Origin of the sequence: Legionella sp. W05-934-2, assembly GCF_964199965.1 — a bacterium.
Taxonomy (GTDB): Bacteria; Pseudomonadota; Gammaproteobacteria; order Legionellales; family Legionellaceae; genus JAFIFT01.
In genome coordinates this window covers 111,589-124,684 of record NZ_CAXMZT010000008.1, presented here as the reverse complement: position 1 = coordinate 124,684, position 13,096 = coordinate 111,589, and the positions used below count along the sequence as shown (strand labels likewise).

Sequence of the window (13,096 nt, the reverse complement as noted above, 5' to 3'; positions counted from 1 at the left end):
TTTTGAATGATCACGGGTATAAATGATGAATTCGACATCCCTAACTTATTGAAAATACTATAATGCAAGCCCGAAGTCAAAATAGAGTCGCATCGTTTGGATGCGACCCTTCATGATTTTTCCTGGTACTTTTTGGCTGTCTCTTGGGGAAGAGGTAGTCAAGAGACAGCCCTACCTACTAATTTACTGCCGGGCTTGAGGTTGAAGGTAGCTCGATTAAATCGGCTTTTTTCTCAACTTGTTTTTCAAGGCCTACTGGGAAGAGGTATTCCCAAAGTGTTATTTCACCACGCCACCAGGCTTTCAGATTGGCAAAGATGGTGCCTTCCCCTCTCAGCCATGCGCGAGTGTTGGCAAACATGCAGCGCTCACCGCGCCACCAAGCGCGTGTTTCTGCAAACCAATGATCATATAACACCGCAAACCCATCATGGGAGCGATCGTATTTGCTAAATGCGGGCTTTTTAGCGGTATAGTTAGGCTTCATGGCATTGATTGTGTTAAACACAGCAGCAACTTTTGGAGAGCTTTGGGCAATATCCATGTCAGGGAACGTTTTTTGCCATAAGGCTTTGACGTCCTCACCATACTGATTGACAATCTGGGCAATTCTTTCTTCAGGGATGGGCGTTTGAGAAAGCGCTTTTTCTAACTCGTTGTTATTTCTATCCCACATTTGGCGTATGGTTTTATCAAACCGTGTCCACGATTTTAATTGTAAGCTTCTTGCTTTTTCTTCCTTATCAAAATGATGGGCAAAAAAGACTTTTTCCAATTGGCGCTGGAAATCCGTAATTGCTAACGAGACGATACGCTTCTTCTGCTTTGGAATATTGAGGTTAGTCATTGCTTGTCTTTCTGGCACACCGGAATGAATAAAGAAGCTGGACGGTAAACTGCTAACCCCTAGCTGTTTTATCAAACGCTCTTTGTTGAGAATCATGCGTGACGTACCATGACACCCATATCGACCAGCTCGATTAATCGATTGAATATATTCACGCTCTGAGCCAGGCATATAAGTGAGGAGTACCCCTAACCCATTGGTTTTTGCTTGTCCATGAAGTTTGATATCAACCCCTCGGGCATACATATCGGTGGTGATGGTGATATGATTCGATTGTCCAGCCACTTGGTCGGCATGACGCTGTTCAACATCAGAAGAACAGCCAGAATGGATTCGCGTCAGACTGCCTTTATCAAAATAGGCTTTTAGCTTCTCTGTTAAAAGCGCACTTTCTTTATCATCTTCACAAATAATGAGTACCGGTTGGTTAGCGGCTTGCAAGGAACGAATATTTTCAACCAATGCGTCAAGTTGTGCTTTTTCATGACTGCATAAACGCAATGGCAAGTCTTCTCTTTTAAGCTTATTATGCCTTGGGAAATCAATAAACGTCATATTAAACAAAGACTGTACTTCGGTTTGTTCAAGCTCGCTCCCGGTGGTCCCTGTAAAGGCAATGAGGGTCGAATTGGCATAATCGTCGAGAAACCCTTTGCTGGTATTAAAGTAAATGATTTCGCTTTCTGGGCGAACCACAAACGGATGTTGCGCTTTGGAAATGGCCTTGCTCAACGCGCTCATATCCGGGTGCTTTTTTGTCCAGTTTAAGCGGGCATGCAAGCATTGCTGAACGCCATTGGCAAAAGAAGATTCCCGTTGCTCACGATTATCTTTGACCACCACAGCGCGGCTATAGAGCTGCCGTCCTTTACCAGGTACGGTGATGACTTCATCCAACGATACGTTGAAATCATGTTCATAAGACAGTTGAAGAGCAGTCATGGCCGCATCATGCCAGGTTTCTAGCTGGTCATCGCTAACCGCTTGCAGCTGCTGCATTTGCTCTTCGCCCAGATGGTTGGCAACAAAATCGCGAAAGGCTTCATTGCAACCATCGACATCGGCATAATAGAGGGTTTGATGCGTTTCATTTTGGAAAAATTCGATGAGGGTATCGTATACCCAATTCATGCTGGCACTGTAATTCACCGTGGTCGTGGCGTAATTGTATCGCGTTTGATACGCATCAAAATATGTCTGATCGGCCTCATCCAACAAGAGTGCTCGTAAGGATTCTACAGGCCGTGGGTCATTGTTTTGGCTTAATTGTTGATTCATATACAAGCTAAACTGGCTGACATCGGAGAAATGGATTTGGCTATTTTTAAATTCATCAGACGTGCTTTGTGATTGAATAACCGCTGTTTTGGCGCCTAGCAAGTCGAAATAGGATTGGTAATTCATGTACTCGCGTTTAGCCAGCGTCATATTTCGGGTAATGAAGTCAACCGTTTTTCCTTGGGCTAACAGAGCACCTGCAATCACCATAAACACCCGCGTTTTCCCTTCACCGGAATCAAATTTACCTGTCAATGGGCCTAAAGAGCCATCTCGAAGGGCTTTATACACGGCCAGATATTGAGTCTCATTTAGCTCATAGGCATTGCCTTCCCTTCCCATACTTCGGTGCAACAACTCAGCACTGATAGTGGTTAATCTTTCATAATCGATAGACTGGGAGGTCGCAACTTTCGCTAATGCATCCTTTAAGGTTTCAATCGTCTGAGCTTTTGCCCAGATTGCTTCGTCTTGCAGAACGCGTAAGGTTAAAGGCCTAATCCCTAATTCGGGTGTAAACGCAATATGTTCCAATGCTTTCATGCGGGCTTGTTCATGATAAAAACCATTGCCTAAGTCATTACGTTCACAAGGGGATAGGCAAAACTGGCGATAGGATTCTTTAACATTATCCGTTGCTTTCCATTTGGCTACCTGGGAAACCGAGGGATAAGGAGGCGACTGATAAAGCGGCGCTAGCCAATCATGGTTGTCAAATTCAAATAAAAGTGCGAGAGCGTCATTATCAATGGTTAAATCCGCATTGGCATGTTTTTCCAGAATCGTGACGATCAGTGTTAATTGCTCTCCATCGGGGGAGTGGTTGAATAAGTGATCTAAAAAGCGCTCTAATAAACCGATGCGATTATCCTGGAAATAGGTCGCTAACGATAACGCTGTTTTATCATTGATGGCCGTTACCAGGGTGCGCAACTGCTTTAAGCGTGAATGGCTATAGCGACCATCGGTGATCATTTTTTGCATTAATGCTAACAATGGCTCACATGCAATGGGCTTTTCGGCGAGATCAAGGCAAAATTTTGTCCATGTTTCTGCCATTTTATTCAGCAAGTTATCGTTTTTTTGCCAATACCCTGCCTCAAATCCGCTATAGATAATTTCGTATAAATTAGCAGGGAGAAGGCTTACTTTACCCTTGATTTGATTTAATCGCGGCGTTAAGTGTTCAAGCCAAAATGACAGCGCATTTTTAGCATAATCACCAAAACCTTCTTTATCGTTTTGACTTCGTTTCAGCGCACGTAAGATAAATAACCAGGATTTGCTGTCGCCATTTTGGTTAAGAAGTTGCAATACTTCCTTCAATTGCATGGCCGTTGTCAATTCAAACACCCGGTCATCGGTCAACGATAGGACAAATTCTTCTTTGTCTTCTTTCATCTGATTGGCAAGAATCAATAAATCAGAGACCAATTCAGCATGCTCGGTTTTGGGGAAACGTTTGAAGAAATGCAAACAAGTATCTCGAGCGATACTGGGTGGTAAGGCATTTTTAATTTGCTCAATAATGGCTTTATCTAATGCGACGTCGGTTAAGCTGTTGAAGAATGATTCATCATAATATTGACCAAACGTGTGCTTAATTTGTTGATGAACCATTTTGTAATTAATGGTATGCAGGGATGCGGTCGCATTAACAACCGATTCATAATCCAGGGCAATTGGTTGCGATGAATCGGATTCTATCGGTCCTGGCAATGCACGAATAAAGCTGACTAATTTTTCAATCGTCAAATCTTGGTTGTGTGTCATTTTTGATAATAAATCCAATGCATACACAGTCGTCGGATTATTTAAATCCAATCCTTTCAGTTGATGCATATTTTCATAATTAATGCCAAATTGACTTTTAAGACCAATTAATTTGAGATAGGAAGCCGCGATGAGTTCATCCTTGAGAAGTTCTGTAATTTTTTTCGAAATCTCCCAGCTTTCTTTGGCCAAATCTTCTTTGCTAGTAATCGGCGTACCTTGCAACATTTCGCCTAAGGCGCGAATTTCGCTTAAGTGATAAGTGATTTGATCTAAATTTGAGTAATCGAGAAAACGCATGCTGTTTAAAAAGGATTTCAGCCGGTCACTATCGCTTTCGAGTAACAAGGGTTGCATATTGTTGAGAGGCTGAACAATGCTGTTGATTTTCCCAGAAAAATTAGTCAGCCATTGCCAATCAACGGTTAGCCCTTCAAAAATCTGGTCAAATAGACCCACCAAACTATAAGCTTCTTTGGGGTCTGGGCTGACCTTCATTAATGCAAATACACCCAGCATCATGATGCGTATCCATTTTTTCGCACCCAATGAATTTAACCAGCCGGGTAGTTTATTCATGTATTTGAAATAAGTGATTAATTTGATTAAATCGTCATGAGACTGTTTAGGGTCATGTTTTGCTTTCGCACTATTTAGCAATCCCGTGGTGGCACCCGCCATCTGGATATAGGCAAAAGAAGCAGTGAGGTTTTGCCATTCCATGCCTTCTACAACCGTATCAATGTTGTCAACCGCTTGTTGGTAAAAGCTTAAAGGCGCCTTGTGAGGTGTCCATGCTAGGTATCGATATAATCCTCGCAAAGTCGCTTGTTTCATTTTCTCTTCATCGGGAAGGGAGATAAGGTCCCCTAAGTTATCTTTGTCATTTTTTTTGTCTTTCTCTTCCTCCGTAGTCGGATCGACGTCTTCTAATGTGGGGCTATGGCTGGTGAGAGTTTGGGGACTGTTTGGTTGACTTACGTTTTCTTCCTCTGCTTTTTGCGATGACTGGCTGGTTCTTTTTAAGTATTCAAGAATATCTTTAGCACTATTAACCGTTTGATAGCCTTTATCGTTGTCCTCACTGAACTCATAATGAACCGCTGTTAAACCCATTTTGGGGGTAACAAACGAACAGGGTTCTTTAACGCTGCTTTCTTCAATGGCACGGATGGCACCACTGGCTTGTAAAGGCAAGTCCGTCAGGCATGCCCATTGTTGGGCTAAATTTTCATGCTGGCAATTATTGAGAATAGTTAGCATTCTGCTTAATGCAACTGGCATAGAGCGCACATGCTCAAAGCTAACTGGCGTATAAAATTTTAACTCTAAGCTATGAATTTGACGGCTAAATTGGGTAAATTGCTTAAGTAAGGTGAGCATATCGTCTTCATTGGTATTTGCCATATGCTTGCTAATTAGCGTTTCCCACCAAGCTTTTTGTTGCTCATCCATCCCCGTTAGCTGTTTAAACGCCGCTTGCCAAGGTTGCTTATCAAGTAGTTGAGACAGGTCATTGACATGTTGAAAAAATTGGTAAGTTTTACCATTTTCGGGTTGCAGTTCACGTAAGGTATTGAGGACTTTGTGGAGGGCTGAATCCCCTTGGGTGGCGTGTAAATGCCAAAGACTATCGAGTTGTTTCCAGTTGAAATGGTAATAATTATTAAGCTCACTTAAAAAAACTTTTTGCGATTCGCTTAAATTGTTTAGCCCAGGATGGGCAAAGAAGGCTTCCCCTTGGAACACTTTATCGTGGCAAAAGGTTTTAACGTGGATATAATCATTGCCAACATCCGCCTTTTCCGCCGCATTCTCCAACATTCTCAGTAATTTTTCTCGATTATGCACATAATAGTGAAGCTTATTCGCATCTAAATGACCTTTGCTTTGATCATGGCATAATCGGATAAGCGATGATAAAGAATCCGCATGTAAGGTGATAAGTAATGGCAAATTTTGTCGAAATGCTTGTAGGTCGTTGCTGTCATAATTCTTTTCCATTAAGGCGCGGTGGGCACTATCCAGCAGTTTTTTAGTGGATACGGGGGCCTTACTTAAGAGAGTACTGGCAATCATTTTGCTAAGCGGTAAAGGCTCTTTTTGAGTGAACACAGAAAGAGCGAGTCCATCATAGTTTGGTTTATCGGTTTCTTGATAATCCAGTGTAAATGCGTCTTCATCATTGGGTTTACGAACTAATCGAAAACCCGTTGGCAAATGGTGGTAATCGATGCCATCGATAAATGCATTTGGGTTGATTGCAATCGCTTTAGCCGCATCTTCGCTCATGCCTTTCACCATCGGATGGGCTTTGCTTTGCACCTGATCATAATCAATGGACAAATCGCGCAATATACTGTCATCTTCACTGATATCAATGCGTTCATCGCCTTTCTGATACACCGCGATCTTGCCCATGATGCGATACCACAATTGTCGTCTTTCTGGCGAGGATGTTGCTATTTGACTTTGGTCACGTAAGATTTGCGAGAACTGGTCAAAATCGATATGGGGCAGATCCTGTGACTCCGTGATTTCTTCGATATTTTCTTCGGTATCTAATTCCTCAACCACTTCCGTTTGAAAAGCAACATCGACATCTATATTCACTGTCACGGATTGATTGGGTTGAGGTTGTGGGCGAGTGCGTTTGGCAAGGCTTTTTTGAGGCTTCTTTTTTGTTAACGGATCAGCACTTTGTTGCATTGCTGATTCAAGGAGGTTTTGCCATATTAATTCGTCAATTGCTAATTGATTGGCAGAATGGGTGTGGCCAATTAGCGTAACTGGGTAGCAAAGTCTATGTTTGTTTATCAATGATTGGATCGTTTCAATATGAGGGAGTGCACCTTTTAATTGGAGTGTGGGGGAATTTTTTTCTTTTAATTCAAGTAAGTGTTTTTCAAAATCTTGCGGTATACCTTGCGATAAATCAATGATGTAAAACATAGCGGGTTTCCCTCAACAAAAATAGATGGGAAATTGTACACTATGCAGTCCATAAGATCAATGAAAATTGGGCAAGGTGATGTCCAAATGAACATGTTTGCTTGGGTATCATCATTGCTTTGGCAAAAGCGATAAAACAGCATCAACCACAGGTTGAACGGGGATGCTGGCGATGGTTATATTTTCGTTGGCATAGTCTTTTGAATGGACGATACGAAATCTATCTGGGTGCATATAAGGTCCACAGTCACCGGGATCGGCAGCTGAAAAGAGGGCTACGGTTGGCGTATTCAACGCAGCAGCAAGATGCATCACACCCGTGTTGGGTGCAACAAAGACATTCACGCGCTTTAAGTAATTCAAAAACCGCTGGAAGTTGGGCGGTTCACACTGGAGAACCAGATTGGAGGCCCCCAATGAGAGGATGCGTTCGCCCATTTGTCTTTCTTCGGGTAATAAATCCATCATAAAGCGCATATCCAACTTTCGTTGTTGGGCGATATCCGTCAAAGCGGATATCAACGATGCGAAGGATTGCGGTGGCCAGAGACGGTGTCTTTTTTCTTTTGTTCTTCCCCATTTATCAAAACCGCTATAAGTCGGATGCAGGCCAATAACGAAGGTATCACTTGTGATTCCATATTGTCCAAGTTGCTTGGCTATGTCAACGTCATTCGGGGTGAGATAGGGCACCGCACGGATTGTATCTGGTTGGGGATTAATGAGTTTGATGCAACGTAAGGCATAATGCTCGTCGGCGTGACTATCATCCATCATGGTGGCCGTTTCAGGTAACCAAGCCACGGTCCTTGGCTTTTTCTCAAAGCAAAAGACCTTATCAAATTGGTTTTGGTTGAGAAAATGACGGACGTTGCGAACTTGTTGAGGACGCTTTAAAAAATGATTGCTGTAGCAATGGATATGGTTGGGATTCACCCCATGTGCTTTAAGCAAACGCACACCATCGGGGCTTGTTAAAGCGTAGATATCTGCATTGGGGTAGGTTTTTTTGATTTCTGCTAAAGCGGGTAAAATCATAACCATATCGCCCAAGCGACCAATGCGAACAATAAGAATTTTCATGGGCTTAAACAAACCAATTTAAAGCGAAAGATTATACAAAATTCGTGAAAACTATTCTACAAGGCTCAAAAATCTCTTTTAGGACAAAACACAAAGAACTAATACGTGTCCGTGAAGCGCGCCTGTGCCCGTGCCCGGATAAGGGGCTGCTGAATCGAAGTGATCATTTTGATGTGTAGAACATTGTGCCTGAATTATTTTTACGTGAACGCAAACGTTCACGACTATTATCCTGTTCCCACTGCTAACACCCTCTACTCATCCAGATCAGTAGAAGACTTTTCCTGCGGTGGGCAATGCCAAGTCTTTAAAATGTCGCCTTCCGCATTGATGGTTTCAAGTTTGATAGGGAATTTCCAAAGCGTGTATAAATGCTTTAGCACTTCACCCGCATCGTCGGCTAATGGCACTCTGTTATGTTGGAAATGGCGTAAGGTTAAAGCGCGGTCACCTTCCACATCCACAGAATACACTTGAATATCGGGCTCCAAATAACTTAAGTTATATTGTTTGGACAAGCTTTCGCGAATATGTCGATAACCCACATCGTCATGGATGGCTTCAACCATGAGATCCGCTTGACGGTCGTCATCCACAATTTGGAATAACTTTAAATCGCGAATCATTTTTGGCGATAAAAATTGGCTTATAAATGATTCATCTTTATAATTTCGCATGGCGTTGTCTAAGCTTTGTTGCCAGGTAGTATTTGCAAGAAAAGGAAACCATTCTTTATCTTCAGGTGTTGGATTTTCACAAATTCGCTTGATGTCTTGCATCATATTGTATCCCAACGTATAGGGATTAATGCCGCCAAAGTAAGGACTATTGTATTCCGGTTGCATAATCACATTGGTATGGCTTTGCAGTATCTCAAGCATGAATTCATCTGTGACTAAGCCTTCATCATAGAGTGCATTAAGCAATGTATAATGCCAAAAACAAGCCCATCCCTCATTCATGACTTTCGTTTGGCCTTGGGGGTAAAAATACTGGGCAATTTTTCGGACGATACGAATTATTTCCCGTTGCCAGGGTTTCAACAGCGGGGAGTTTTTTTCGATGAAGTATAAAATATTTTCCTGAGGTTCTGATGGAAACCGTTTTTTATCACCATTTTCATCCATGTCTTTCTTCTTGGGAATCGTTCGCCATAGTTCATTGACTTGTGATTGGAGATAAATTTCCCGATTTTGCTGGCGAATTTCTTCTTCGTGAATGGATAATTCAGGCGGATGCTTGTATCGGTCAACGCCATAATGCATGAGAGCATGGCAGGCATCTAGAATGTCTTCTACTTCTTCAATGCCGTGTCTTTCTTCGCATTCAGAGATATATTTTTTTGCAAAGACCAGGTAATCAATGATGGCATCTGCCGATGTCCACATTTTAAATAAATAATTGTTTTTAAAAAAAGAATTGTGTCCATAGCAAGCATGCGCAATGACTAATGCTTGCATGGGCATGGTATTTTCTTCCATGAGATAGGCAATGCAGGGATTGGAGTTAATCACCATTTCATAGGCTAAACCCATCTGGCCGCGCTTATAGGTTTTTTCGACACTGACATATTGCTTACCAAAAGACCAATGGTGATAACCGATAGGCATACCCACAGAGGAGTATGCATCCATCATTTGTTCAGCGGTGATCACTTCGATTTGATTGGGATAGGTATCAAGACCAAAGTCTTTTGCTAATCGCGCTATTTCTTTATCATAGCGTCGAATTAATTCAAAATCCCATTCAGCCGTGGTTGAAATGGGTTCTTTTCTCATGATACCTTCCTTTTGAATAGTTCACGAAATACCGGGTAGATTTGGTTGATTTCGTTAATCGTCTCCATGGCAAAGTTTGGATAAGTATCGTTAACTTGTTGATAAACTTCCCATAAACTTTGATGATGTCTGGGCATAATCTCAATGTAGGAGAAATATTGCAAGCATGGCATAATTTTATCGAGCAATAGTTCTTGGCAATACGGGGAATCGGCATTCCAATTATCACCATCGGATGCTTGTGCAACGTAGATATTCCATGAAGAAGGGGAATATTGTTCTTCAATGGTTTTATGTAGCAACTCCAAAGCAGAAGAGACAACCGTTCCACCGGTTTCACGCGAGTAAAAGAACTCTTCTTCATCGACGACTTTTGCCGAAGTGTGGTGCCTTATAAATACCAGCTCAATTTTGTCATAATTTTTGGTTAAAAAGAGATAAAGCAAGATAAAAAATCGTTTGGCGATGTCTTTTTTGGGTTCATCCATTGAGCCTGAAACGTCCATCACACAAAACATAACGGCTTGCGTTGTTGGGGCTGGTACTCGAATGCGGTTGTTGTAACGCAAATCAATGGTGTCGATAAATGGGACGGCCTTAACCTTTCTTTTTAAGCGTTCAATCTCGGCCTTTAATGCCTCAATCTCGCCTTGTTTGGGATTGGATTTTTTTTCTAATTTTGCCAGTTTCTCTTCGGCTTCTGCAAGTTTCTTTCTGTTGGGGTTAGCCAGGGCGACTCGGCGACCGGTTGCTTGCCGCATTGAGCGGATGACATTGATGTTGGTCGGCACTCCACTGGTGGTAATTCCGGCGCGAACGGTTTTAAAATCTTGGACTTTCGCTAATTCTTTGCGAATCAAATCCGGAAGTTCTAAATCTTCAAAATAAATATCGAGAAACTCTTCCCGCGATAATTGAAAGACGAATTCATCTTCGCCTTCCCCCTTATTGCTGGCTTCACTGCCTTTGCCTTGGCCGCCGCTTTTGGGTCGGGGGATACGATCGCCTACGACGAAATCATCATTGCCGGGCAAAACATGTTCGCGTCGCCCACCTTGCCCGTGGGCAAAGCGTGGTTCACTTAAATCCTTGGCTGGGATAATAACTTGCTCACCCTTATCTATCTCGGTAATGCTGCGTCGGCCCACAGCATCGGAGACAGCGCGCTTGATCTGCTTTTTAAATCGCCTAACAAAGCGCTGACGATTAACAATGCTTTTGGCGCCGGTATGTTGCCTGCGATCGATAAATTGCGACATACACTCCCCTTTTTAACTTACTGAGATTTACGCACACGTAAGTACCACTCACAAAGTAAGCGGACTTGTTTGGCGGTATACCCTTTTTCCACCATTCGTGAGATAAATTCTTCGTGTTTTTTCTTTTCTTCTTCGGAAGCTTTGGCATTAAATGAAATCACGGGTAATAAATCTTCGGTATTGGTAAACATTTTTTGCTCAATCACCGTTCTGAGTTTTTCATAGCTGTTCCAAACGGGATTGTTACCGCGATTATTAGCGCGCGCACGAAGGACAAAATTGACCACTTCATGACGGAAATCTTTCGGGTTAGAAATACCGGCAGGTTTTTCAATTTTTTCTAATTCTTCGTTCAAGGCTTTTCTATCAAATATTTCTCCGGTATCTGGATCGCGGTAATCTTGATCTTGTATCCAAAAGTCGGCGTAAGTGACGTAACGATCAAAGATATTTTGCCCATACTCTGAATAGGACTCAAGATAAGCGGTTTGAATTTCTTTTCCAATAAATTCAATATACTTGGGTGTTAAAAATTCTTTTAAAAAGTTTAAGTAGCGTTCATGTATTTCTTGTGGAAATTGCTCTTGTTCGATTTGGCGTTCTAACACATAGAGTAGATGGACAGGGTTCGCTGCAACCTCTGTTCTATCGAAATTGAACACCTTTGACAAAATCTTAAAGGCAAAGCGGGTAGAAATGCCGCTCATCCCTTCATCAACTCCCGCAAAATCACGGTATTCCTGATAAGACTTAGCCTTGGGATCTGTGTCTTTTAGACTCTCCCCATTATACACCCGCATTTTCGAGTAAATGCTTGAATTTTGTGGCTCTTTTAAACGGGTGAGCACAGAGAATTGGGCGAGCATGTCGAGAGTGCCTGGGGCACAAGGCGCTTTTGATAATGAACTGTTATTAATCAATTTTTGATAAATTCTTTCTTCTTCAGAAGTGCGTAAGCAATAGGGTACTTTGACAATGTTAATCCGGTCAATGAATGCTTCGTTGTTTTTATTATTACGGAACGTTTGCCATTCTGATTCGTTTGAGTGAGCAAGAATGATGCCTTCAAAGGGTATGCCTGATAAACCTTCGGTTGCATTGTAGTTGCCTTCTTGGGTGGCTGTGAGCAGAGGGTGAAGCACTTTAATTGGTGCCTTAAACATTTCCACAAACTCTAATAAGCCACGGTTTGCTCGACACAAACCGCCTGAATAGCTGTATGCATCGGTGTCATCTTGTGAAAATTGTTCCAATTTGCGGATGTCCACTTTACCCACCAAGGAAGAAATATCTTGGTTATTATCATCCCCGGGCTCGGTTTTAGCGACGGCAATTTGTTTTAAACGAGAAGGTCTTACTTTGACAACTTTGAACTGGTTGATATCCCCATTAAACTCCTGCAGGCGTTTCACAGCCCACGGGGACATAATATAGCGAAGATGCCTTTGTGGTATTCCAAATCGTTCATATAAAATTTCCCCATCCTCTTCGGCATCAAAAAGCGACAAAGGGGATTCAAAAACGGGTGACCCTTTAATGGCATAGAAGGGAACTTTTTGCATCAGATCTTTGAGCTTCTCAGCAAGTGATGACTTACCACCTCCGACCGGGCCAAGTAAGTAAAGGACTTGTTTGGTTTCTTCTAAACCTTGGGCAGCATGCTTTAAAAAGCCAACGATTTGCTCAATGGAGTCTTCCATGCCATAAAATTCATCAAAAACAGCATAACGGTGAATGATTTTATTTTGGAATAGACGGGATAGGACTGGGTCATGACGCGTATCAATTAATTCAGGTTCTCCGATGGCCATGAGAAGGCGCTCGGCGGGGTTGGCATAAACGGAAGGGTCCTGGCGGCAAAGTTCAAGATAGTCATTTAAACTTAATTCTTCTTCTTTATTATCAACATACCGACGGGTATAATGGTCAAGAAAATCATTCGTATTCATAATTCTTCCCCCTCGTTTTTGACCACCTACTACGTGGTTTATCATTTTGCGGAAATTAATTGAGTATGAGAAACTCTGTTATCTTTAGTATAGTTGAAGATCTTGCTTAGTTGTTATAAAAATTTTAGAAATTACAAATAATTGTAGTATTAAGTTGCGAATTTTTGTTCGGCCAGA

5 protein-coding genes are annotated in these 13,096 nt (G+C 42.2%); all 5 read right to left on the bottom strand.

All coding sequences use genetic code 11. The features are described 5' to 3' along the window. Positions 1 to 178 precede the first annotated feature (178 nt). Positions 179 to 6,850, bottom strand: a complete 6,672-nt coding sequence (locus tag AB3348_RS10455; RefSeq protein ID WP_367607559.1) for a helicase-related protein — start codon at positions 6,848 to 6,850, stop codon at positions 179 to 181. Positions 6,851 to 6,961: 111 nt separating this feature from the next. Next, the gene (locus AB3348_RS10450; RefSeq protein WP_367607558.1) at positions 6,962 to 7,933 is read right to left on the bottom strand and encodes a glycosyltransferase family 9 protein; all 972 of its coding nucleotides are present in this window, start codon (positions 7,931 to 7,933) and stop codon (positions 6,962 to 6,964) included. Positions 7,934 to 8,187: 254 nt separating this feature from the next. Next, positions 8,188 to 9,711, bottom strand: coding sequence for a SpoVR family protein (locus tag AB3348_RS10445; protein WP_367607557.1), 1,524 nt, complete (start codon positions 9,709 to 9,711; stop codon positions 8,188 to 8,190). Beyond that, complete coding sequence (locus AB3348_RS10440) at positions 9,708 to 10,970, bottom strand: YeaH/YhbH family protein (RefSeq protein WP_367607556.1); 1,263 nt, start codon at positions 10,968 to 10,970, stop codon at positions 9,708 to 9,710. Before AB3348_RS10440 ends, AB3348_RS10445 begins: the two co-directional genes overlap by 4 nt. A 17-nt stretch (positions 10,971 to 10,987) precedes the next feature. Further along, entirely contained in the window at positions 10,988 to 12,919 is a 1,932-nt protein-coding gene (locus AB3348_RS10435) for a PrkA family serine protein kinase (protein WP_367607555.1), read from the bottom strand. Positions 12,920 to 13,096: the final 177 nt, after the last annotated feature.

What these genes read in the sequence shown, in the direction of transcription:
- AB3348_RS10440 (WP_367607556.1), bottom strand. Translation starts at nt 10,970, where the DNA reads ATGTCGCAATTTATCGATCGCAGGCAACATACCGGCGCCAAAAGCATT.
- AB3348_RS10455 (WP_367607559.1), bottom strand. Translation starts at nt 6,850, where the DNA reads ATGTTTTACATCATTGATTTATCGCAAGGTATACCGCAAGATTTTGAA.
- AB3348_RS10445 (WP_367607557.1), bottom strand. Translation starts at nt 9,711, where the DNA reads ATGAGAAAAGAACCCATTTCAACCACGGCTGAATGGGATTTTGAATTA.
- AB3348_RS10435 (WP_367607555.1), bottom strand. Translation starts at nt 12,919, where the DNA reads ATGAATACGAATGATTTTCTTGACCATTATACCCGTCGGTATGTTGAT.
- AB3348_RS10450 (WP_367607558.1), bottom strand. Translation starts at nt 7,933, where the DNA reads ATGAAAATTCTTATTGTTCGCATTGGTCGCTTGGGCGATATGGTTATG.